We start from the raw sequence: 23,185 nt of genomic DNA, 5'->3' as shown, positions 1-23,185 counted from the left end.
ATGAACGCAGCGCCTGTGGGTTTTTCGCGAGCAAGCTCGCTCCTACAGGGGATCACCGACAGTCAGTTCGCCGCCATATGCTCGGCAATCCGCCCGCGTAGCCAGCGCTCTGCCGGGTCATTGTCATGCACCCCACTCCACACCATCGACAGCTCTGCCGCATCAATTGCGAACGGTGGGTCTTCGGCGCGCAAACGCGTGCCCTCGGTCAGCGCACAGGCGGCATAATCCGGCACGGTGGCGATGATCTGCGTACCCGCCAGCAATGCGCGCAGGCCGCTGAACTGCGGCACCGCCAGCACCACCCGCCGCGAGCGGCCGATGCGCGCCAGGTCCAGGTCGATGTTGCCGCTAAGGTCACCCGAAAATGACACCATTGCGTGGGGCCTGGCGCAGTAGTCGTCCAGGCTCAGCGGCGCCTGCCCGTCATCGCCGCGCAGTACCTTGCAGGGAATATCCCGTAGTTTTTTGCGCTTGGCGTTGGCCGGCAGTTCGGTGGTGTAGCTCACCCCGACCGAGATTTCACCGCTGGCCAGCAGCGACGACATCAACAGGTAATTGGCCCGGCGCACCACCACGATGATGCCCGGGGCCTCTTCGCGCAGTTGGCTGAGCAACGCTGGAAACAGCCCAAACTCGGCATCATCGGACAGGCCGATACGAAACACCGCGCAACTGGTGGACGGGTCGAAATCCTTGGCGCGACTGACGGCGCCCGAGATGGTGTCCATGGCCGGTTGCAGCTCCTTGAGTATGGCCACCGCCCGTGGCGTGGGTTCCATGCCGCGACCGTTGCGCAGCAGCAACGGGTCATCGAACAAATCACGCAGACGGCCCAGCGCCGCACTGACCGCCGGCTGGCCCATAAAGAGCTTTTCGGCGACTCGAGTCAGGTTTTTCTCGAACATCAGGGCCTCGAAAATCACCAGCAGGTTCATGTCGACGCGGCGCAAGTCGTTGCGGTTCATGGCGGTATCCAGACGATTTACAGGGGGTAAGCAAAGCATGACCTCGATGTCCGGGATTGCATAGCCGTGCTGTCTTTTATGCGAGCGCACCTGGCGAAATTAACAACGATTAACTCGTCAGCCAGGCGGCCGAGCAACAAGATGAGCCACGTCTACACTGCATCCATTCACGGGAACGCTCCCATCGACTGCGGATATTTGTCATGGCCCGACTAGAGCAATATGCCCCTCGTTTGTCCGCCACCGGAGGCCTGTGCCCCCGGCGCGAGCGCATCGCCAAGCAACTGATCCTCGCCAACCTCGGTGAAAGCCTGGCCATCGCCGACCTGGCTCAGGCCTGCGCCTTGTCGCGCAGCCATTTCTCCCGCGCCTTCAAATGCAGCACCGGAGTGTCGCCCCAGGAATGGATCCGTCAACAGCGGATCCTGCGGGCCAAGGAATTGATCACGGGTTCATCCTTGAGCCTCACGCAAATCAGCCTGGAATGCGGATTCTGCGACCAGGCGCACTTCTGTCATATGTTCACGCGCAGCGAAGGCGTGAACCCGATGACCTGGCGAAATCACCACTCGCGCTCCAAGCCTGACGTGATCGCCGCCTAGTGGTCTTCGTGCAGCTGGAATATGCTGGCCCAACCCCTACTCCAGAACCAGGGCAACCATGACAGACCTGAGCGACCAGGCCGTGCACTTCGGCCCTTATTGCATCCACCCGCGCCAGCGCCTGGTGCTGGAGGCCGGTCGCCCGTTGCGTCTGGGGCGGCGGGCGGTGGACATCCTGCTGATTCTGCTGGAGCAGGCCGGCAATGTGGTAAGCAAGCAAGAGCTGATCGCGCGGGTCTGGCCCAGAAGCGTGGTGGAAGACGGCAACCTGCGGGTACACATGGCGGCATTGCGCAAGGCACTGGGTGACGGCCAGGCCGGGCAGCGCTATATCGTCACGGTCGCCCAGCGCGGCTACAGCTTTGTTGCGCCACTGAGCATCGAACCGATGACGCTACCCACCGACGGCGTTCCCCAGCGCCCGCGCCATAACCTGCCGCTGCGACGCACGCGAATGATCGGCCGCCAGGCCCTGATCGACGCCCTGGTGCAGCAACTGCCGCAGCAACGCTTCATCACCCTGACCGGCGCCGGTGGCATCGGTAAAACCACCGTGGCCCTGCGTGTCGCCGAGTTGCTGATCGGGCATTACCGCGATGGGATTCATCTGCTGGACCTGGCGCCGCTGAGCGCCGCGTCGATGATCCTGCCCAACCTCGCCGCCCTGCTGGGCCTCACGCCCGGCGAGAATGCGCCACTGGTCAGCTTCGCCCGCAGCCTGCAGGCGCGCCAGATGCTGCTGGTGATCGATAATTGCGAACACCTGCTCGACGACATTGCCCTGATCAGCGAAACCCTGTTGCGCCATGCGCCGCACCTGCACATTCTCAGCACCAGCCGCGAAGCCCTGCGCGCCGAGGGTGAACATGTACAACGCCTCGAACCGCTGGCCTGCCCGCCCGCCACCGGCAACCGGGCCCAGGCGCTGGGTTACCCGGCCATGCAATTGCTGATCGAGCGGGCGATGTCCCATCAGGAAAGCTTTGCCCTCAGCGAAGCCGAATTGCCGCTGGCCATTGATATTTGCCAGCGCCTGGACGGCATTCCCCTGGCGATCGAACTGGTCGCCGCGCAGATCGAACGCTTTGGCTTGCAGGGGCTGCTGGTACAAATGGAGGACAACTTCCGTCTGCTGACCCGCGGACGGCGCAGTGCCCTGCCCCGCCAGCAAACTCTGCGGGCCACCCTCGACTGGAGTTTTGACCTGCTCACCGAATGCGAAAAAATCTGCCTGCGCCGGCTCGCCGTGTTCCGCGGTGGCTTCAGCCTGGTCAGCGCAGCGGCGGTGATCGCCGGGGACAATATCGCACCGGCACAGGTGCTCGGTTCCATCACCCAACTGGTGGCCAAGTCACTGTTAAACGTGGAAGCCAGCGATGACGAGATGGTTTATCGCCTGCTGGATATCACCCGTACCTACGCGTTGGAAAAGCTCAGCCAGGCCGGCGAGCTGCAAACCACTCGAGAACGTCACGCCGCCAGGTGCCTGACGCTGATGGAACAGGCGCAAGGCGACTGGGAACTGATCGCCACGCAACCCTGGATCGAACGTTACGCACCGCTGCGCGAGGACGTGCGCGCCGCCCTCGATTGGGGCTTTAGCGAGACAAACGAGCACCTGTTGGCCATTCGCCTGACGGTCAGCGCGATGCCGCTGTGGCAGGAGCTGTCGTTATTACGCGAGCATGGCGGTTATGTGCATAAGGCCCTGGCGCTGATTGATCAGGTCAAGGCCCCTTGCAACCAACTGACCCTGCAATTGCAGTTGGCCCTGGGCAGTCTTTCGTACCATGCCCTGGGCCCCGCGCCCCAGACCGTTGCAGCCTTTGTGGGAGCTGCACGGCTGGCCGAAATCAATCAAGACCGGGCCGGCCAGTTGCGGGCAGTCTCAGGCCATATGGCCGTGAACCTGTGTGCCGGGCGCTATGCCGAGGCGCTGGAGCAAAGCGTACAGTTCGAACGCCTGGACCCGCGCACCGAGCCGCTGCTGGACCTCAGCGTTCAACGCTTGCGCGCGCTGGGCCAGCACTACATGGGTCATCAAGCGCTGGCCCGTCATCATGCCGAGCAGGTGCTGCAGCGCATGACCCACAGTGGCCATGTGAACCGCTTCGCCCATGGCGTTGGCGTGCAATACGATCAAAACGTCGCGTCCCTGACCATCCTGGCGAGAGTCCTGTGGCTACAGGGTTTTCCCGAGCGCGCCTGGCGTACAGCCAGCCAGGCGCTGGAGATGGCGCTGCAGATCAATCATGGCACATCGATCTGCTACACCCTGGCGTTGGCCGGCGTGGTAATCGCCCGCTACAACGGCGCCGAACAGGACGCTCAAACGCTGCAAACGCTGCTGCTGGAGCAATCCCACAAGCATTCGGTGCAACTGTTCCAGACCTGGGCCGGACATTACGCCGGCATCCTGGGTGAACAGCATTTGCAGGGGCTGGGACTGATCAAGGACACCTTGATCACACTCGGCTGCTGTGAAGCCGACGAGGCCGCCTTTGAAAGGGCACGCAGCGGTGCTGCCGGCTGGTGCGCCGCGGAAATTCTGCGGGTGCGTGCCGAACAGTGGGCGCGCCAGGGTGATAGCCGTGCGGCTGAAACGCTGTTGCTCCAGGCGCTTGGCCTGGCACAGCAGCAAGGCGCCCTCGCCTGGGAGTTGCGGTGTGCTTACTCCCTGGCGCAACTGTGGCAACAGCAAGGGCGCATTCTGGCGGCCAGGGACCTGCTGAGTCCGATCCACGCGCAATTTACCGAAGGCTTCGCCACCCGGGACCTACTGTGCGTGCGCGGCCTGCTCGATGAGTTGCAGGACAAACGGCCGGCCTGAAATCACGTCCAGGCAGTCGCCATAACCTTGCTGCAACCGCTGCACCTGAGCCGGATCACGCAGTTGCGCCAAAGCGTAGCTGCGCACGCAGTTGAGCAGCCGGTAACGCGGCAGGCCCAAGCCCGGTTCGATGACCAGCAGCGAGGTATTGACCAGACGCGCCAGCAGATAAGACAGGTCGGCGTGCTCAAGCTCGGTACCGCGCACCATCTCGCTTAAAGTGGGCAAGGTCACCGCCATCTTGAACAAGCCCAACTGCAAGAACAGCCAACACTGCGGCAGGCTCAGACGCTCGTAGCTCCACTCCAGGGCAGCGCTCATGGATCGATGGTGTTCCAGCGCTGTGCGGCGCCCGCGCGTAAGCCCCTGCAAGCCGCTGCGCAATTGCTGATGCACTGCGCCGATGCCCAGTGCATCGACTTGGGCGGCCGCCAGTTCGAGCGCCAACGGGATACCGTCCAGGCGCCGACAAATATCGCGCAACGGCGCCAGGTCCTGCGGCCGCAACACAAAATCCTGCTGGCTGGCACGGGCGCGGGCGACGAACAGTTGCACCGCGGGACACGCCATGGCCTGCTCGACACTGCGGCACACCGAAGCTGATGGCAGCGTCAGCGGGGGTACACGCGACACCCACTCGCCGGGCGCCAGCAAGGCTTCGCGACTGCTGATCAGGACAGTCACTTCGGGCGCTCGTTCGCGCAGTGCGCGCACCAGTTTTCGACAGGCACCCAGCAGCAGGTCCGCACCGTCGAGTACCACCAGCAACTGGCGCGAGGCCAACTGACGAGATACCTCATCGAGACTGTCGGTGGGTGTGAGTTGCACGACCGTGGCGAGGCTGGCGAGCAGTTCTCCAAGCGTTTGCACGCAGGCCATGTCGAGCCACCACACCCCGTCGCGATAGCGCGGCAACACGCGCTCGGCCAGAGCCAGGGCCAGCGTACTTTTGCCGACGCCGGCCACGCCGGTGAGGGTCAGCAAGCGCTGCCCGGACAAGCGCCGCGCCAACTGGCTCACCCACTCGTCTCGACCGAATACCGGGCTGAGCCGGGCAGCCAGGTTATGCGCGGCCGGCTGCGTCGGCACAGTCGCTTGCACGAGGCCGGTGAAGCAGTACCCACGCTGGGGGTGATTGAGGATCAGGCGTTGCCCGTCCAGTGCCCGACGCAACGCGGCAATATGCACGCGCAGGTTATTGTCTTCGACGATGCTGTTGGGCCAGACCCGTTCGATCAAGGTGGCCTTGCTGATGAACTGCCCCGGCGCTTCCAGCAACACCGCCAGAATATCCAGAGCACGGCCGCCCAACGGCACCGGCCAGCCAGACTTGCTGACCAGGCGCTGTTGCCGATGAAAGGTATAGGGGCCGAAGCTCAGCGTCGCAGAATCTTGCATGTCCGTAACAGCGCTGAAACACCCGTGCTTGAGTGCCTGCGCATCCTTTTCCATGGGCTCGGCCCTATCTTGCCAGCTAGCGATGACAGGACAATGCTGGCACGGGGAGCGATACGGACAATCGAGTGCCTCAGACGGACATTGTGTCGTTAACTGAACTGTTGTCGGTATTGGGTTGGGTTCAGGCCCAGTTTCTCACTGAACAAAAAGCGCATATGCCGCACGCTGCCGAAGCCTGCGTGGAACGCGACGGTCTTGAGCGGCAGGTCGGTGGTTTCCAGCAGTTGCCGGGCCCGGTCGATGCGCGCGCCCTGCAAAAACGCCATGGGCGTCATCTGCACGTCCTTGGCGAACAGCCGCGCAAAATGGCGTGCACTCATGCCAGCCAGTTCGGCCATGGACTCGATAGTAAATGGCTGATCAAGATGGGCGAGCACGTGATTCTGTACGCGGGTGATCGCGGTTTCCTGAGGCGCTACCGCAGCGGTCATGGGGCTGAACTGGGCCTGGCCACCCTGGCGTTTCATCACCACCAGCAGGACTTTGGCCACGTCCACCGCCACTTGCTTGCCATGGTCCTGGGCGACAATCGACAGGGCCAGGTCAATACCAGCAGTAACGCCCCCCGAGGTAATCAGGCGCCCGTCCTGCAAGTAGATGCGATCGGTCTCGACGATGGCGTTGGGAAAGGCCTTGATCAAGCGCTCGGTGTAGTGCCAGTGAGTCGTCACGCGGTGCGCGTCGAGCAAGCCTGCATGGCCAAGTACAAAGGCCCCGGTGCAGATCGAGCCGAAACGCCGGGCACGCGGCGCGGCTGCCTTCAGCCAGGGCAGCAACGCAGGGTGGCATTCGTTATAGGCGCCGGGCCCGCCCGGTACCAGCAGCAGGTCATAGGCCGCCTGGGCCTGGTCCAGCAGCAGATCGGTCTGGACCATCACACCGTTGGAGGCCCGCAACGGGCCTGGCTCAGTGCCAATGGTCAGTATCTGGTAGTGATCGGCAGTCGGCAGGTAACGGTTGGCAATCGAAAACACTTCGAGCGGCCCGGCCATATCGAGCAGCAGGAAGTCCGGAAACAGCGCCATGGCCACGGTTTTCATAAGCGGGAAATGTCCATCGAAAAGAAGTGCGGCGGGCATTATGGCACGACTTTTACTGTCAACCTTAAAGCGACAGTTATTGTATTTTCATCTTCTTAATCAATCATTCGTTAACCATTAACCTTCTTCTCAACGCCAGCGCCCTGCATCTCGCAGCCTGCGCTCACTTGAGGACTGGACCATGCTGACCCTTCGCAAAGCTTCCGAACGCGGCGCCGCCAATCACGGTTGGTTGAAGTCGTTCCACACCTTTTCCTTCGCCAACTACTGGAACCCCAAGGAACAGGGTTTTTCCGACCTGCTGGTGATCAACGATGACCGTGTCGCCGCAGGTAAAGGCTTCGGCCAGCACCCTCATCGCGACATGGAGATCTTCTCCTATGTGCTTGAAGGCGCCCTGGAACACAAGGACACCCTGGGCACCGGCTCGGTGATCCGCCCCGGCGATGTGCAGTTGATGAGCGCCGGCAGCGGCGTGGCTCACAGCGAGTTCAACCACAGCCAGCGGCTTGGCGTGCACTTCCTGCAAATCTGGATCGTGCCGAATAAGGCGGGTGCCAAGCCGCGCTATCAACAGGAACACTTCAGCGAAGCGCAAAAACGCGGGCGCTTGCAGTTGATCATCTCGCCGGACGGCACCGACGGCTCGCTGAAGGTTCGTCAGGATGCACGGGTGTATGCCGGGCTGTTCAACGGCGACGAAAGCACCCGCCTGGAACTGGCACCGGAGCGGTACGCCTACATCCACGTAGCGCGCGGCAGCGTTGAACTCAATGGCCAGCGCTTGCAGGAAGGCGACGGCGTGCGGGTGCGGGACGAGCGCCAGATCCGCCTGAGCCATGGCGAGGACGCCGAGGTGCTGGTGTTTGACCTGCGCCCCAACGAACTGCCGCAGATGCCATGACGGTCACGGTGATGGCCCCGCAAGCGGGACCATCGCTGGCGTCGATAGTCACCATCAGCGCAATGAAGTTCTCTTAAAAAATGCAACGCGTAACATCAAACCCATGCCAAACGGCACCCAACTAAAGCATTCGGAGCACATCATCATGAAACGCCAAATCCTGCTTAGCCTCGCTTTCTCGGTACTGGCTGCAAACGCTTTTGCCCACCCTGTAGTCGCTGAAGGCGGTGCCGATCGTCTGATAGAAACCCGTGTCGCCGAAGGTGGCGCGGATCGCTTGCAGGAACGCGGCCTGGCTGAAGGTGGTGCTGACCGCCTGCAGGAACGCGGCCTCGCCGAAGGCGGTGCCGACCGCTTGCAGGAACGCGGCCTGGCTGAAGGCGGTGCTGACCGCTTGCAGGAACGCGGCCTGGCTGAAGGTGGTGCCGACCGCTTGCAGGAACGTGGCCTGGCCGAAGGTGGTGCCGACCGCTTGCAGGAACGCGGCCTGGCTGAAGGCGGTGCTGACCGCCTGCTGAGCACCCACGTATAACCCGCACTGTTGGCGGGACACTCCAAACCGGCCTGATCAGCCGGTTTTTTTTCGTCTGCGATTTGGATAGCTATCGACACAAACTTTGTAAAGCTACCGCAATCACGATGGGTAGCGCCCCGTTAAACCGCGCGGGCTTGCGTGGGCTACCTGTTGCGATTGGTCACATTCCCCCGGCCCGCTGCAGAGGAACCCTTACGCCCTTTTCCTTCACCCAACATCGCGTCTGAAATACAGACGCACGCCTTAGGAAACCGGCCTCTCAGATATTTACCTACGAGTACCCGCCCATGCTCAGCGCCCCCCTGCACACCCAACGACATTGGTATAACACGCCATTCCATACCCCAATGCCCGCCGTGCCCCCCAGCCAGGCAGGCGTCACCGGGCAGACAAACCAACCCTCAGCCCTGGTATCCGGGCTGTCCACTTCTGCACCGACAACCTACACAGAAGGGTTCGGCGACCGACACAACCTGCAGACGCTGACCAACAACCTCACCGAAGCTGCGACACAACTGGACGCAAACGCCACGCCCCAGGCAATACGGGCCGCCTTGAGCGCGCCGCTGGATATCCACCCTGACTCATCGTTCCCTATGCGCCCCAGTGAAGGCGCGACACTGGAAAGTTTTATCAGGGCCAAGGGCTGGGCCGTACCCACCACCCTGCTTGCTCTGACTGAACTGATAAACATAGTGAAACATGCGGCCCTGACCCAACCGCTGGGTAATTTCGGCGGCGCGTTGTCATGGTCAGTGCCCTTGAGTCAGGCGGAGCAGACCCGGCTGCGCGTTATCTCCATGAGGTCAGACTTCCCGAATGCCCTGGATGCTCTGCTGGCCCAGCACCCGCTCTCCCCCGAGCTACCGAGTGACCCCGCCCAGGCGCTGGAAGCGCTGCTCAATGGCCGCGCCGGGCAAGCGCTGGGTAAACATCTGCAAGAGCAATCAAGCGGTATCGCCACGGACAATAGCGCCGCAGACTATCTGATGGCAGCCATTAACCTGCAATTGGACCCCGAATCCATCACGGCCCCTCGACATAACAAGGTGGCGGGATTGGACCTGGCAAACGAGAAACACTGGGGTAAGCCCGCTGCTACGGTGGTGGAGGCATTGAGCAAGCATTTGAGCGACAGCGGCAGGATCAGCCCGGCACTGTCCAAGGTGGGCGCGTACGCTCTACTGGCGAAGAAAGCCCCCGTTTATCTGATCAAGGACATTCCGCCCACCGTGAACTATGGCAGCGCGGCTTGGCTGAACCTGGTCATCGCGGCGACGGCCATCGAAGCCGGTACGCCGGGAAAAGTCCCGAATATGACTTACGCTCAAGTGATGCTGGAGGGCGAGCGCGCCCGGCTGGAGCAACCCGATGCCGCTCGGCACGCCCAGATGACGGCCTTGGTAGACTGGGGAATCTGCCAGCACCTGATCGCCCCCAGGGACGACAGGCAATACACACAGCAAGAGTTGGAAACCCTCATAACCACCTTCAATGCCCGACAACAAATCATGCTCAGCGCCTCCCGGGCGATGGACCTGGAACTGCCCACGCGTGAAAAAATGGCCCTGGAGATGCTGGTGGAACGGTACGGCGATCTGGGCGACCTGTTTAAACAGAAACTCATCAAGACCGGTACCGCTACGCGCACAGGGCAGACTAAGGAGCATACCTGGTTATACGGTCGTCATTCGATGCTGGACTTCGCAATGATGGATCTGGAGTTGCCCTATGTCTTCGAAGCATTGGACAAACGCATTCCCATCCAGGATATGAATGCCCGTTATCGATTTGGGATACGCGGTACCTTCGAACAACGATTCGAAGACACGATCAAGCAAAAAAAGGTCGCCCTGAATACAACGGTCAAGCATTTGATTGCCCAACTGCCACTCGAAGACCGCAAGCACTTTGAGTACGGCGAGATTACTTATTATCGAGAGTCGTCTACTCGGTTGGGTTTCTGGAGCAAGTCCGATCCCGTCTATAAAAAGGACCTGTTGGTAAAAATTGAACGCAACGGCCAATCCACCGGCTATCGGATCGACCTCGCCCGAGGCACGATCGTGCCGGCTGCCAGGTGGGAGGTGAGAGAGCATACATCCAGGGATGCGGGAGACGTAGAGTTGGGTACCCGCGTGTTCATACCCAAAAACGTCAGCAGTCATCACGCAAAAGAACGCGCCGGTGCGGCGGGCGCGATTGATAGTTTTTCCACGCCCCGCACACAGGACATTGCTGATGTTTTCGTTGAGCACTACAACCTCGACGACCCGGACATCGAACGATACGCCAGAGGGCAGACGACCCAGGACCTGGCTAACGCAAAAGCTCATCAAATCGACGAATTCTTCATGAATTTGATTCCTTTCCGCTCGGCGATTGAAAACTTTAAAAAGGGTAACAACGTCGAGGGCGGATTTGACTTGGCCCTGGATGTATTTGGTTTTCTGACAGCCGGCGCGGCCAACATCGGCAAACTGACCAGGGTCGCCGGCAGTGTCGCGTCCCTCGCATCCAAAATCGCACGGACAGGCAAAATGGTCGGCATGGTCACCCTGAGCAACCTGAATCCCATGGACGGTTTGGCTGACCTGGCCGTCGGAGGAGCAAACCTGCTCAGCAAAGGAGTGACCAAAACTACAGCGTGGCTGGCTAACCTACAAAAAACGGGTCACAGCCACGAGTGGCTCAAGGCTCTCAGTCAGGAGCATGGCAGCGCGTTGCTCGGTTCAACCAAGTCCGGCGAACACTCCGTTGAGGGGGTTGCGGTACTCAAAAACGATCAGTGGCACCACTACGATCCCGTCACCCGCCAACCCTACGGTGCGCCAATCAAGGACTTCACCCCGAAAGTGCTGGCAACCCAAGGTGAAATCAACGGCATCATCAGCGACTGGATCACCGGATGGCTCAATCCGGCGAAAAGCGATATTCCTTTAGCAGAGGCCTTCAACGACGCGGTTGCAGCAGCAACCGCAACTACAACAGGCCAGGCTGCGTTCCATCAAGGGTACAGCACGGTCGCCGCGTCCAGCCTTTCTGGCTACTCAGCGGCACTGGGCATCAGCCAGCTGAAAAAACTGGCCATGGACTCCATCGACTCACCCGCAATACTGGGTAGCCTGTCCAAGCGTATCGACGAGTTGGAGGCCCTGCCAGAAAAAGTCAGAGCACACTACGAGACGCTCATTACGCCACAAAACCCCGTGCCCGGCCTCCACCCGACACCGCAACAAATACAGTTTGAAGAGGGGTTCGCAAGGGGTATTCCAGACGCAATCGCGGGCTTCTCGCCGACGATGAAAATGCATCAATTGCGCGAGCTGATATTGACCCCAGCGCTGTCACCTGCAGAAGTGGGTGCCCTGTTCCGGCATATGCAAAATCGACTGCTTGAAACAAGCTTGGCAACGAGCAGAAAATTCACGGATGACATCACGGCCGCCGGCGGCACAGTGATCGCCATGCCGCAGGGCTATTATCTGAGTCAGGTGAATATTCCGTCCTCGGGCGACTGCGCAGCCTTGTCGAACACCATGGCGTTGGCCATTCTCGACGACGCCGAAGACACACTGATAAAGAATTTCTTTCTCAGTATGGCGCACCCCAAACACCCTAATACTGAACGATTCCGCAACAGCCTGGAGAGGTTCCAGACCATCCTCAGAGATGACTTTCATTCCGGGCAGCTCACCCGCAAAGCCACGTACGACATGATCATCTCGGACCTGGCAACGGCCACCACCTCCAAAGCCTTGCTCATCGGCAATCCAAAGCATGGCGTAACAGCCGCCGTCAGGATTCTGAATGGTAAAAAAACCTGGTTCTATTACGACCCCAATTTCGGGCTCGCCAAATTCACCACTGAGGCGTCCATGCGCAGCGGCATCGAACGCGTGCTTAACAGTGGGCAAACCAGCCATCTGTTCCAGCCACTCAAACGGGCCGAGGGCTATACCGTGTCTGAATTCAACGAGTTGTATCTGATCAATAAAATGAGAGACCCGCGAAGTGTCAGTGGCCTGTATTCGGCAGCCATATCGGTAACCTAGATAGCCGCCAATGGCGCTTAACGTTCGCGTTTGACCTTCAAGTGCCGCGCATACCAGGGCCGCCTGGGCACGCGCTTGAACAGGCCCTTGAGCAGCTCCTCATCGGCACCGAAGGTGATGCGCAGGGCCAGCTTCATGATTTCCGGGTCCATTTCCATCGAACGCCCCTGTTGCAGCCCCGGTGTGGTGCTGCAGCCGTGGGTGTCCGGGCCCAGCCAGGGGTCGTCCACTTCAACCCAGCGGCCCGGCGCAAACCAGGCCACGCCGTTGACTTGCAGGCGGCGTACTTCGCCCGGGTTGAAGCGCTCGTGGGCGCGGAACCAGTCTTCGATGCGGTCATCGATCCAGCCATGGAAGTGCCAGAACACCGGGTTGACGTGGGATGAAAACGGATCGCCGAGGAAGTCATTCTCCGGCGCATACCAACGTGCCGCAAAATCTGCCGGGTCGCGGGCGAACGGCACCGGTGCGCCGTTGGACGGGTCACGCGGCACCGAGGCCCAGCGCATGTGCAGCCAATCATGCAGGCCCAACTCCATCTCCGAGCCCAGCTGGCCCAGGGTGAGCTTGGCCAGGTAGCGCGGGTCGCGGTACTGGGATTCCCACACCTGGAAATTACTGTGATAGGTCTCGGCCGCCTTGATGTCGCTGACCCACTGGGTGTAGTCGGCGTCGTCCGGCGCCGACCAACAGGGCGGCAGCGCGAAGCCGTCGTGGTTGTCGAAGTAGCGCACAAACCCCAGGCGGTCCCGCTCCAGCGCCGGTTGCGGCGCGGGGAATTGCGGCCACGACGGCAGGTCTTGCATGGAGCGCGCAGTACCGAGCATATGCCGGTGCATGAAGAAGAAGTCGATGCCCGAGCCATTACGGTCCTTGTGTTTGCCGCGGGCATCGCGCTCCTGACCACGGGGCCCGGGTTGCCAGCCGATACCGCGCAAGGCCTCGCGCTTTTCTTCGGAGAGCTTGTGCCACTGGTCTCGCGTGGCGTGCCACAGCTGGTGAAACAGGCGGTGTTCGGGCGAAACCAGCCAGGCCAGCAAGGTGGGATTCAGACCGATGCGCTGGCGTGCCTCGGGGAACAGCTGTTTGTGCGCAATAAAACGGTTATCGCGCTCAATCAACGCCAGGGGGCGCTCAAGATCGAGGATTTGCCCACTGAGCGTGGCGCTGCCGGCATTGCCGAAGGCGGCCCAGACTTCATCAAGGGTCATCTTGAATTCATAGGTCGGCACGCCGCCAACCGAGTCGCGGTCGATCAACCGCCAATAGAGCACGGCGCCCTCGCCCGTCAGCAGATCGCCCAGTACGCGATAGCGCGGCTCGCCGTCGGCGCGCAGGTTCTCGGCGGTATCCAGGTAACCACGCAGGCCACGGCCACGAGGGGCGATGTCGAGCAGCAGCTCCAGGCCGTGCAGCGGCAAGCCTTTGAGGCCGGCATCGCGCCCTGCCAGGCGCAGGCTCCAGACGCCGCGCAGGGTGTTGGCCAGGTGCTGGCCCTGGGTGTCGGCCAGGTCAACCGTGGCTTCGCCGGGGGTGATGGGAAATTCTTCTTCCCGCGTCAGCTCGCGATGGGCATAAAAGGCCGCCGGCACGGCCGCGCCGGTCAGCGCCAGGCCTGCGATGAACCCTCGTCGAGAGATTGTCATTGTCTACCTTAGGAAACGGCTTGATCAGAGCTAGAACGTTTGCAGCCCACCGAAATTTACCGTCGCACCCGCACGGCCTAAATTTCCCCCGCCAGCGCTCGTTCTTCCCTGATAGCAAAGGCCGCAACTGACTGAGATGGCAATGACAAAATCACGTTCGAAAAAGGCGTTGTATATCGGCCTGCCGTTGGCCCTGGCTATCGGCGCCGGGGTCGGCTTTCTGGTCTGGGACCGTTGGTTCAAGGGCAACGCCGGCTACCCGCTGGAGGTGATCAAGCAGGCCAATGAAATGCAGGATCGCCTGTTGTCGTTCGACAGCCATATCACCCTGCCCCTGGACTTCGGCACGGCAGGCAATGAGGCCGACAAGGATGGCAGCGGCCAGTTCGACCTGGCCAAGGCATCGCGAGGCAGATTGTCGGGGGCCGCATTGACGATCTTCGGCTGGCCGGAAATCTGGAACGGCGATAACGCCCCACACAAACCCACCGATGGTTTTGTCGAAGAGGCCCGCCACGAGCAGGAGGTGCGCTACAAGATCATCTCCGGCATGGTGCGCGACTTTCCCAACCAGGTGGGCATCGCCTACACCCCGGACGATATGCGGCGCCTGCACGGCGAAGGCAAGTTCGCGATCTTTATCAGCATGCTCAACGCCTACCCGCTGGGCAACGACCTGAACCAACTGGACCTGTGGACCGCACGCGGTATGCGCATGTTCGGGTTCAGCTACATCGGCAATAACGCCTGGTCCGACTCGTCGCGCCCGCTGCCGTTTTTCAATGACTCCCCCGACGCCCTTGATGGCCTGTCGCCGATCGGCCAGCAGGCGGTGCATCGTCTCAATGACCTGGGCGTGATCATCGATGTGTCGCAGATGTCGACCAAGGCCCTGGAGCAGGTCGCGCAGTTGAGCCGCACGCCGATGGTGGCGTCCCATTCGGCGCCTCGGGCGTCAGTGGATATCCCGCGCAACCTCAGCGACAAGGAACTGCAACTGATCAAAAACAGTGGCGGCGTGGTGCAAGTGGTCGGCTTCCCCGCGTACCTGCGCCCTTTGAGCCAGGCGACTCAGGACAAGCTCAACGTTCTGCGCGCACGCTTTGACCTGCCGCCACTGCCCAACCTGGCCATGGCCTTGATGCCCGGCGATGCAATCATTGCCGCCTGGCCCGAGCAACGCTTCGGCGAGTACGCCGGCGCGCTGTACGCCATCCTTGAGGAAGAACCCAAGGCCACCCTCAAGGACCTGGGCGATGCGATTGACTACACCGTGCGCAAGATCGGCATCGATCACGTCGGCATCGCCTCGGACTTCAACGACGGCGGCGGCCTCCAGGGTTGGGAAAACGTCGGCGAAGTGCGCAACGTCACCGCCGAATTGATCCAGCGCGGCTACTCCGAAGCCGATATCGCCAAGCTGTGGGGAGGCAATTTCCTGCGGGTGTGGGACCAGGTACAAAAAGCCGCCAAGCCATTGGCCAATCGCTAACCACCACGAAGTAAGTCCATGACCGACCGCCGTACATTTCTCAAGCAGGCCGGCGTCTTTGCCGCGAGCCTGCCGCTGGGCACCGCACTGCTGCCCAAGGCACTGGCAACCACTACCAACGACCCATGGACGGGGCTCAAACAGCTGTTCAACCAGGATCCGGACTATCTGCACTTTTCCAACTTCCTGGTGGCCTCGCACCCCAAGCCTGTGCGCGAGGCCATCGAGCGCTACCGCCAACAGATCGACCGCAACCCCGGACTGGCAATGGACTGGGACCTTCAGGAAACCTGGAAGCGTGAAGGCCAGGTACGCGAATGGGCCGGCCGCTACTTGAAGGCCGCGCCGGCGCAGATCGCCCTCACCGGCAGCACGTCCGAAGGGCTGGCGATGATTTATGGCGGGATCAAGGTGCGCGCCGACCAGGAAATTCTTACCACCGTGCACGAACACTATGCGACCGGGTTCAGCCTGGATTTCAGAGTGCGCAAGGAGCAAACCCAGGTTCGTAAAATACGCCTGTTCGAAAACGCCAATCGGGTATCGACCGATGAAGTGCTGGGCAATATCCAGCGCAATATCCGTCCCAACACTCGCGTGCTGGGCATGACGTGGGTGCAGTCGGGCAGCGGCGTGAAATTGCCGATTGGTGAAATCGGCAAGCTGGTGGCCGAACATAACCGCAACCGCGACGAGCAGGACCGCCTGCTCTATATCGTCGACGGCGTGCATGGCTTTGGCGTGGAAAACCTCGATTTCCCGGACATGCATTGCGATTTCTTTATCGCTGGCACCCACAAATGGATGTTCGGGCCGCGCGGCACCGGCCTGGTGTGCGCCCGCGAGAGCCAAAACAAATACATCACACCGATGATACCGACCTTCTCCGAAGACAAGGACTTTGCCACGACCATGACGCCCGGTGGCTACCACGCCTTCGAGCATCGCTGGGCCGCCGATGAAGCCTTCAAGCTGCACCTCAAGTTGGGCAAGGCGCCGGTGCAGGCGCGTATCCATGCGCTCAATACCGAACTCAAAGACCAGTTGCTGGCTCACTCGCAGATCGAATTAGTCACCCCGCGCAGCCCCGAGCTGTCGGCGGGTTTCACCTTCTTCCGGGTCAAGGGCCAGGACAGCGATGCGGTCGCGGCCTACTTGATGAAAAACCGTGTGGTGGTGGACGCGGTGGACCGTGACGTCGGCCCGGTGATTCGAACCTCGCCCGGCCTGCTCAACAGCTCGGATGAGATCCAGCGCTTCATGACCTTGCTGAGCCAGCGGTTATGACATTTTTCCCTTTGAACGAGATGCCCACATGACTCCATCCCGACTCAAACCCCTGACCGCCCTGGCGCTCACCGCCCTGTGCGGCGCCCTGCTGCCCAACCTGGCCCAGGCCGCCGCCCCGCAACCGGGCAAAGTCTTCAAGGACTGCAAGGACTGCCCGGAGATGGTGGTACTGCCCGCAGGCACTTTCACCATGGGCACCCCGGAAGATGAAGTGGGACGCGAGCCCGATGAAGGCCCGATGCATGAAGTGACCTTCGCCAAACCATTCGCCATGAGCCGTTTCCACATCACCGCCGGCGAATGGGACAGTTACGTGCGTCAGAGCGGCGTGAAGATCGCCAACGGCGACGACCGCCCCGGTCGCGAATGCATCGCCAGCAAGCCGCGCTACCCCCAGGGCCCACGCCAGCCGGCCGTGTGCATGGACATGGACGACATCAAGCAATACGTAAGTTGGCTGTCGAAGAAGACCGGGCACACGTACCACATGGTCAGCGAAGCCCAGCGTGAATACGCCGCCCGCGCCGGTACCACCGGACCGTTCCCCTTCCCGTTCGACGAGGGCAAGGGCTACAGCATCGCCAGGCACGCCAACACCTACGGCCCGGCGGACGGCTACAGCTATTCGTCGCCCGTGGGCAGCTACCCGCCGAATGCGTTCGGGATGTATGACATGCACGGCAATGTGTACGAGCGGGTAGCCGATTGCGAGCACCCCAACTACGTCGGCGCGCCGACTGATGGCAGTGCGTGGATGGAGCCCAATTGTGAGGCCTACCAGATTCGCGGCAATGACTGGGGCGAGGCACCGGTATTTTCACGCTCGGGCAATCGCAACAACATCTACCCGCAGACACGCGGGGACTGGATTGGCTTTCGGGTAGTACGCGAGCTCTAATACCTTGTAGGAGCGAGCTTGCTCGCGAAAAACTCATAGACGCCGCATTTACTCAGGAAGCACGCGTCATCGTTGACGTTTTTCGCGAGCAAGCTCGCTCCTACAAGGTTCGTGCCCGCCTTTGGAGTGTTTTCAGCCTTGTTTGGCCAACAGCTCCAAGCCTTCATGCAGCGCCGGGAACAGGCTGTTGTTGAAGTTGTTCCAGCGCAGTTCAAGGATGGTGTCCTCGGGCGAAATCTCGGTCTTGAGCACGTCGTGGAACACCTCACCCGAATCGATACCGTTATCCACGTAGTGGAACGACGCGCCGGTCCAATACAACGGCTCGCACGCCTGAGTCGCTTTGGTCGCCCAGTCGGTAATCGCCTGCCCACGCGCACCGTACAGTGCATTCCAGGTGGCATAGGCCCCACGGCGTTCGTAAGGCGATTCGATACGGGTGATGCCCGGATGAATGTTCATGATGCGCCGCGCAAACGGCGCGCCCGGACGCACCAGTTCATCGAGGATCACCAGCAAACCGTCAAGCACCACGATGTCGGCCTTCAACTCCACCAGGGTGTCATGCAGGCGCCGCTCGAAATCCTGCTTGCCAGCGATATGTTCGGCGCTGCCCCGTGGCAGCCGGCGATAGGTGGATGGCACGCTCAGCAGCAGGTCATTGACCAACTTGCCCTGCACGCGCAAATCCGCCGGGTACAACCACTGGCGGCCAGGCGTGTAGGCGAAGCCATAGTCCGCTACCAACTGCTGGTCGCGCGGGTTTTGCTCATCGTCGTCATACACCACGCCCACCAGGTTGTAGACCTCGCCCAGCGGCGTGTCATTGAGCGAGCCCACCAGAAACTCCAGCACCGACTTCATGTAGCGCTCGTGGTCCTTGTAGGCCACCGGCTGCCCGGCCTTGTCGGCAGCGGCATTTCTCAGGGACCAGACATACACCAGGTTCTTTTTCGTCATTTGTTTCGCTCTCGCTCAAAGGGCCACGCACAGCGTCGATACGCGTGCGCCTACACAACAAGAACGAACCAGGCCCCAGGCAATTTATCGCTCACTGCCACCGCCTGGCGCACCGAGCTAAATAGTCACGCCGATGCTTCGTTTGTCATGGGTAAGGGTCTGTGTGCCCAGCCCCCACTTTTTCATTTTCCGGGAAGTATTTATGACCGACCCCAAGCGCGGCGCCTTCAAAGGTTTGCTCGCATTGCTCAGGCCCTTTCGCACCATTGTGACGGTCTCCGTCGCCCTCGGTATGGCGGGTGGCCTGGCCATCACGTTGCTGTTGGCGACCATCAATACTGCCTTGCACTCATCCACCGGTATGACACAGGGAGTGATCCTGACCTTCGCCGCCCTTTGCCTATTGGCCCTGACCAGCTCAATCGTCTCCGATATCGGCACCAATTATGTGGGCCAGCGGATCATCGCCGCCCTGCGCAAGGATCTCGGCGAAAAAGTGCTGTCAGCGCCCATCGAACAGATCGAACAGTATCGCTCTCACCGTCTTATCCCGGTACTGACCCATGACGTCGACACTATCAGCGATTTCTCCTTCGCCTTCACCCCGCTGGCCATCGCAACAACCGTGACGCTGGGTTGCCTTGGCTACCTGGCTTACCTGTCGGTGCCGATGTTCCTGATGATGGTGGTGGCAATCATCATTGGCAGCAGCGTGCAGTTCATTGCCGGCGCAAAAGGCATTCGTGGCTTCGACGAGGCCCGTGATCAGGAAGACGAGCTGCAACGCTACTATTCGGCAATCGCCTCAGGCGCCAAGGAGCTGCGCATCCATCGACCGCGCCGCTACCGCATGAACACTCACCGCATCCAGGAAACCGCCGACCGCATCAGCGACATCCAAGTGCGCTCGGTGAACATCTATATTGTCGCCAAGACCTTCGGCTCGATGCTCTTTTTCGTCGTCATCGGCCTGGCCCTGGCGATGCAAGCCTACAACCCAAACCCGGACCCGGCGGTGATCACAGGTTTCGTGCTGGTGCTGCTGTACATGAAGGGCCCGCTGGAACATGTGGTGGGTTACCTGCCGATCATCGGCAAGGCACGCATCGCGTTTGCACGCATTACCGAACTGTCCGAACGCTTCTCCTCCCCCGAGCCGCACTTGCTGATGGACGGCAGCGAAGCGCCCACACCCGTGGTGCACAGCCTGGAATTGCGCGGCGTGAGCTACAGCCCGCCGCCAGTACAAGGCAGCCAGCCGTTCCACTTGGGGCCGATCAACCTGAGCATCAAGCAGGGCGATATCGTGTTTATCGTCGGCGAGAACGGTTGCGGCAAGACCACGCTGATCAAGCTGTTGCTGGGCCTGTATCAACCCCACGCCGGCGAAATTCGTCTCAACGGCGAAACCGTGACCGACCCGGCACGCGACGACTACCGCCAATTGTTCACTACGGTATTCGCCGACTACTACTTGTTCGATGACCTGGTCCAAGGCAGTGCCACTCAATCGCTGGACAGCGCCGCCAAGTACCTGGAACGCCTGGAAATCGCGCACAAGGTCAGCGTCAAGGACGGCGTGTTCAGCACCACCGACCTCTCTACCGGGCAGCGCAAACGCCTGGCCCTGGTGAATGCCTGGCTGGAAGAACGCCCGGTGCTGGTGTTCGACGAATGGGCCGCCGACCAGGACCCGGCCTTCCGCCGCGTCTTCTATACCGAGCTGCTGCCAGACCTCAAGCGTCTGGGCAAGACCATCATTGTGATCAGTCATGACGACCGTTATTTCGATATTGCCGACCAGTTGGTGCGCTTAAGTGCGGGCCAGGTGGTGCATGAAATGGAACCCGCGTGAATTTCTTTTCCGGTTTCTGCAGGTAGGAACGTCTCACTAGTGGTAATGAGAATTGACCTCAATAAGCACCTATAAACTGTCAACCTAAAAACACAGAAGAGAACGCATCCATGTCAGTACGACTCGGTCTCAGCCCCCTGAGCAAAGCGCTATCCATGCGACGGGCACTGAACTTCGACCTCAAGCCTTGCGCACTTGCCCTCGCGGTGTCCCTGCCCATGGCGAGTTATGTGCAGGCCCAGGAGATCGAGATCGACATTCCCGCACAGCCGTTGGGGACGGCGCTGCAGGAGTTTGGTCGCCAGACCAACCTGCAGGTGCTATACAGCCCGACTGATGTGCAAGGCAAGAACAGCACCGCGGTCAAGGGCAAGCAGGAGCCCAACAAGGCCATCGCCACCCTGCTCACTGGCGCCGGCGTCAGTTATGGCCTGCAAGGCAACACGATCACCATCAGCGCGATCGCGTCTTCGGGGCTGGAGCTGGGGACAACGCAGGTCACGGCCAACCAGCTGGGCACCGTGACAGAAGGCACCGGTTCGTATACTCCGGGGACCATCGCCACGGCGACACGCCTGGTGCTGACGCCACGGGAAACGCCGCAGTCGATTTCGGTGGTGACGCGTCAGGTGATGGATGATTTCGGGCTTAACGCTATCGATGACGTGATGCGCCATACCCCGGGCATCACCGTGTCGACCTATGACACCGAGCGCACCAACTACTATTCCCGTGGTTTCTCTATCGTCAACTTCCAGTACGACGGTATTCCGACCTTGCGCGACGCCCAATACTCGGCCGGCCAGACCCTGACCGACATGGCGATCTACGACCGCGTCGAGGTGCTCAAGGGCGCCACCGGCCTGCTCACCGGCGCCGGCGGCCCGGGCGGTACGATCAACCTGATTCGCAAAAAGCCGACCTCGGAATTCAAGAGCAGTATCGAGTTAGGCGCCGGCTCCTGGGATAACTATCGCTCCCAGGTCGACGTCAGCGGCCCACTGACCGAAACCGGTAACGTGCGTGGCCGTGCCGTTGCGGCCTATCAGGACAAACACTCGTTCCTTGACCACTATTCACGCAAGACCGGTGTGCTTTACGGCATCCTCGAATTCGACCTGGACGAAAACACCCTGCTGACCGTTGGCGCCGACTACCAGGACAGCGACCCGAAAGGCTCCAGCTGGACGGGCACACGCACCATCTTCGATGCTACCGGCAACAAGCTGGACCTGCCGCGTTCGTTCAACAACGGCCCAAAATGGGGCTCATGGGAGCAGTACAGCCGCACTGCGTTCGCCACCCTGGAACATACGTTCGACAATGGCTGGGTCACCAAAGGCCAGTACAACCACCAGATCAACGGCTATAACGCGCCCCTGGGTTACATTTCCCAGGATTCCGCCACGGCCAGCTCCATTTATGCGCGCAAATACGTCGGCGACACCACCAGCGACAGCCTCGATGTGTACGCCTCGGGGCCATTCGAGCTGTTCGGCCGCGAACACGAACTGGTGATCGGCCAGTCCCTTTCCATCTCCAAATGGAAAGCCAAGGACTACACGGCGTCCACCTACTTCAACAACTCCTATGACTTCTACAACTGGCACGGCCAGGCCATAGAGCCGCTGTGGACTGCCACCAAGATCAATGACGAAACCACCCGCCAGACCGGTACCTATGTGACTGGCCGCTTCAGCCTGACGGATGAGCTGCACCTGTTACTCGGCTCACGTATCGCCAACTATCAGGTCACCGGTACCAGCGACACCCAGGAAAGCGGCAAGGTAGTGCCCTACGCCGGCTTGACGTTTGACCTGAACGACAACTTCACCGCGTATGCCAGCTACACCGAAATCTTCCAGCCACAAACCCAGTACCGCACACGTACCCGTACCATGCTCGACCCGAACGAAGGCAAGAACTATGAGCTGGGCCTCAAGGGTGAATTTTTCGAAGGCCGCCTGAACTCCAGCCTCGCTTACTTCGAAGTGCACGAAGAAAACCGTCCGCTTGCCGATACGGCCTGGAACTCCCAGCCAGGCGTCGACTTCTCGTACATCGGCACCAAGACCAAGACCAAGGGCTACGAAGCGGAAATCTCCGGCGAACTCGCCCGAGGCTGGCAACTGCAAGCGGGTTACACCCACAAGATCGCCCGCGATGACGATGGCAAGAAGGTTGCCACCTGGGAACCGGAAGATCAGGTGAGCTTCTATACCACCTACAAACTGCAGGGCAACCTGGACAAGCTCACCATTGGTGGCGGCGCACGCTGGCAGAGCGCCGGCTGGCAGACCGTCAACAACTGGGGCTACCCAGGTGGTGGCCGCTCCGAGAAGTTCACCCAGGACCCGTACTGGATAGTTGACTTGATGACCCGCTACCAAGTGACTGAAAACCTTTCGGCCACCCTCAACGTCAACAACCTGTTCGACAAGCACTACTACACCAACATCGGTTTCTATGACTCGGCCTACCCTGGCGACCCACGCAACGTAATGGTCACCACACGCTGGGACTTCTAAGCCCGCCCCCCCCAAAAAAGCCCCTGATCACCACGTGAGCAGGGGCTTTTTTGTACCCTTTGTCCATGCCTGAGTGAATGCGGTGCCTGGGCGTTTTTCGCCGGCAAGCCGGCGCCTACGGAAA

At 60.8% G+C, this 23,185-nt stretch carries 15 protein-coding genes; 10 read left to right on the top strand and 5 right to left on the bottom strand.

Annotation, left to right across the window (positions count from 1 at the left end; genetic code table 11):
- Positions 1 to 62: 62 nt before the first annotated feature.
- Positions 63 to 968: a LysR family transcriptional regulator gene (locus tag JFT63_RS04635; RefSeq protein ID WP_057702743.1), complete on the bottom strand. Its 906-nt coding sequence runs from the start codon at positions 966 to 968 to the stop codon at positions 63 to 65.
- Positions 969 to 1,171: 203 nt separating this feature from the next.
- On the opposite strand from JFT63_RS04635, the gene JFT63_RS04640 reads away from it, so the two are divergent.
- A complete protein-coding gene (locus JFT63_RS04640) occupies positions 1,172 to 1,570 on the top strand; it encodes a helix-turn-helix domain-containing protein (protein ID WP_057702742.1) in 399 nt (132 codons plus the stop codon).
- 58 nt (positions 1,571 to 1,628) lie between these two features.
- Entirely contained in the window at positions 1,629 to 4,400 is a 2,772-nt protein-coding gene (locus JFT63_RS04645) for an ATP-binding protein (protein ID WP_198843564.1), read from the top strand.
- On the opposite strand, the gene JFT63_RS04650 is transcribed toward JFT63_RS04645, so the two are convergent.
- Both JFT63_RS04650 and JFT63_RS04655 read right to left on the bottom strand, forming a co-directional pair.
- Complete coding sequence (locus JFT63_RS04650) at positions 4,347 to 5,852, bottom strand: winged helix-turn-helix domain-containing protein (RefSeq protein ID WP_198843565.1); 1,506 nt, start codon at positions 5,850 to 5,852, stop codon at positions 4,347 to 4,349. The genes JFT63_RS04645 and JFT63_RS04650 overlap by 54 nt on opposite strands.
- A 95-nt stretch (positions 5,853 to 5,947) precedes the next feature.
- Positions 5,948 to 6,898 carry a GlxA family transcriptional regulator gene (locus JFT63_RS04655; protein ID WP_057702739.1) on the bottom strand — a complete coding sequence of 317 codons (951 nt, stop codon included), beginning with the start codon at positions 6,896 to 6,898 and terminating at the stop codon, positions 5,948 to 5,950.
- A gap of 181 nt (positions 6,899 to 7,079) precedes the next feature.
- On the opposite strand from JFT63_RS04655, the gene JFT63_RS04660 reads away from it, so the two are divergent.
- The 3 genes from JFT63_RS04660 to JFT63_RS04670 all read left to right on the top strand — a co-directional run bounded on the left by JFT63_RS04660 (position 7,080) and on the right by JFT63_RS04670 (position 12,392).
- The gene (locus JFT63_RS04660) at positions 7,080 to 7,802 is read left to right on the top strand and encodes a pirin family protein (RefSeq protein WP_198843566.1); all 723 of its coding nucleotides are present in this window, start codon (positions 7,080 to 7,082) and stop codon (positions 7,800 to 7,802) included.
- Between the two features lie 145 nt (positions 7,803 to 7,947).
- Positions 7,948 to 8,334 (top strand): hypothetical protein, encoded by a 387-nt coding sequence (locus JFT63_RS04665; protein WP_082629627.1) that lies wholly within the window; start codon positions 7,948 to 7,950, stop codon positions 8,332 to 8,334.
- A 290-nt stretch (positions 8,335 to 8,624) separates the two neighbouring features.
- Positions 8,625 to 12,392 (top strand): hypothetical protein, encoded by a 3,768-nt coding sequence (locus JFT63_RS04670; RefSeq protein ID WP_198843567.1) that lies wholly within the window; start codon positions 8,625 to 8,627, stop codon positions 12,390 to 12,392.
- 17 nt (positions 12,393 to 12,409) lie between these two features.
- On the opposite strand, the gene pvdP is transcribed toward JFT63_RS04670, so the two are convergent.
- Positions 12,410 to 14,038, bottom strand: a complete 1,629-nt coding sequence (gene pvdP / locus JFT63_RS04675; protein ID WP_198843568.1) for a pyoverdine maturation tyrosinase PvdP — start codon at positions 14,036 to 14,038, stop codon at positions 12,410 to 12,412.
- A gap of 142 nt (positions 14,039 to 14,180) precedes the next feature.
- Between pvdP and pvdM the strand changes: the two genes are divergently transcribed.
- The 3 genes from pvdM to pvdO are packed head-to-tail and all read left to right on the top strand — an operon-like array spanning position 14,181 to position 17,718.
- Positions 14,181 to 15,530: a pyoverdine-tailoring dipeptidase-like protein PvdM gene (gene pvdM, locus JFT63_RS04680; RefSeq protein WP_198843569.1), complete on the top strand. Its 1,350-nt coding sequence runs from the start codon at positions 14,181 to 14,183 to the stop codon at positions 15,528 to 15,530.
- A gap of 18 nt (positions 15,531 to 15,548) precedes the next feature.
- The gene (gene pvdN, locus JFT63_RS04685) at positions 15,549 to 16,817 is read left to right on the top strand and encodes a pyoverdine-tailoring periplasmic protein PvdN (RefSeq protein WP_198843570.1); all 1,269 of its coding nucleotides are present in this window, start codon (positions 15,549 to 15,551) and stop codon (positions 16,815 to 16,817) included.
- Positions 16,818 to 16,845: 28 nt separating this feature from the next.
- The gene (pvdO, locus tag JFT63_RS04690; protein ID WP_198843571.1) at positions 16,846 to 17,718 is read left to right on the top strand and encodes a dihydropyoverdine dehydrogenase; all 873 of its coding nucleotides are present in this window, start codon (positions 16,846 to 16,848) and stop codon (positions 17,716 to 17,718) included.
- Between the two features lie 132 nt (positions 17,719 to 17,850).
- Here pvdO and JFT63_RS04695 read toward each other — a convergent pair whose 3' ends face one another.
- Positions 17,851 to 18,678: a N(5)-hydroxyornithine transformylase PvdF gene (locus tag JFT63_RS04695; protein ID WP_198706826.1), complete on the bottom strand. Its 828-nt coding sequence runs from the start codon at positions 18,676 to 18,678 to the stop codon at positions 17,851 to 17,853.
- Positions 18,679 to 18,880: 202 nt separating this feature from the next.
- Between JFT63_RS04695 and JFT63_RS04700 the strand changes: the two genes are divergently transcribed.
- Together JFT63_RS04700 and JFT63_RS04705 are read left to right on the top strand one after the other, a co-directional pair.
- The gene (locus tag JFT63_RS04700; protein WP_198843572.1) at positions 18,881 to 20,533 is read left to right on the top strand and encodes a cyclic peptide export ABC transporter; all 1,653 of its coding nucleotides are present in this window, start codon (positions 18,881 to 18,883) and stop codon (positions 20,531 to 20,533) included.
- A 155-nt stretch (positions 20,534 to 20,688) separates the two neighbouring features.
- Positions 20,689 to 23,061, top strand: coding sequence for a TonB-dependent siderophore receptor (locus JFT63_RS04705; RefSeq protein ID WP_269835565.1), 2,373 nt, complete (start codon positions 20,689 to 20,691; stop codon positions 23,059 to 23,061).
- Positions 23,062 to 23,185 lie beyond the last annotated feature (124 nt).

The organism is Pseudomonas sp. MF7453 (assembly GCF_016405455.1).
GTDB lineage: Bacteria > Pseudomonadota > Gammaproteobacteria > Pseudomonadales > Pseudomonadaceae > Aquipseudomonas > Aquipseudomonas paralactis.
This window is presented reverse-complemented; position numbering and strand designations above follow the sequence as displayed.

Coding starts and splice junctions, on each gene's coding strand:
- pvdN (WP_198843570.1), top strand. CDS start 15,549: ATGACCGACCGCCGTACATTTCTCAAGCAGGCCGGCGTCTTTGCCGCG.
- JFT63_RS04695 (WP_198706826.1), bottom strand. CDS start 18,678: ATGACGAAAAAGAACCTGGTGTATGTCTGGTCCCTGAGAAATGCCGCT.
- pvdM (WP_198843569.1), top strand. CDS start 14,181: ATGACAAAATCACGTTCGAAAAAGGCGTTGTATATCGGCCTGCCGTTG.
- JFT63_RS04665 (WP_082629627.1), top strand. CDS start 7,948: ATGAAACGCCAAATCCTGCTTAGCCTCGCTTTCTCGGTACTGGCTGCA.
- JFT63_RS04640 (WP_057702742.1), top strand. CDS start 1,172: ATGGCCCGACTAGAGCAATATGCCCCTCGTTTGTCCGCCACCGGAGGC.
- JFT63_RS04650 (WP_198843565.1), bottom strand. CDS start 5,852: ATGGAAAAGGATGCGCAGGCACTCAAGCACGGGTGTTTCAGCGCTGTT.
- pvdP (WP_198843568.1), bottom strand. CDS start 14,038: ATGACAATCTCTCGACGAGGGTTCATCGCAGGCCTGGCGCTGACCGGC.
- JFT63_RS04705 (WP_269835565.1), top strand. CDS start 20,689: ATGCGACGGGCACTGAACTTCGACCTCAAGCCTTGCGCACTTGCCCTC.
- JFT63_RS04635 (WP_057702743.1), bottom strand. CDS start 968: ATGAACCGCAACGACTTGCGCCGCGTCGACATGAACCTGCTGGTGATT.
- JFT63_RS04700 (WP_198843572.1), top strand. CDS start 18,881: ATGACCGACCCCAAGCGCGGCGCCTTCAAAGGTTTGCTCGCATTGCTC.
- pvdO (WP_198843571.1), top strand. CDS start 16,846: ATGACTCCATCCCGACTCAAACCCCTGACCGCCCTGGCGCTCACCGCC.
- JFT63_RS04655 (WP_057702739.1), bottom strand. CDS start 6,898: ATGAAAACCGTGGCCATGGCGCTGTTTCCGGACTTCCTGCTGCTCGAT.
- JFT63_RS04660 (WP_198843566.1), top strand. CDS start 7,080: ATGCTGACCCTTCGCAAAGCTTCCGAACGCGGCGCCGCCAATCACGGT.
- JFT63_RS04670 (WP_198843567.1), top strand. CDS start 8,625: ATGCTCAGCGCCCCCCTGCACACCCAACGACATTGGTATAACACGCCA.
- JFT63_RS04645 (WP_198843564.1), top strand. CDS start 1,629: ATGACAGACCTGAGCGACCAGGCCGTGCACTTCGGCCCTTATTGCATC.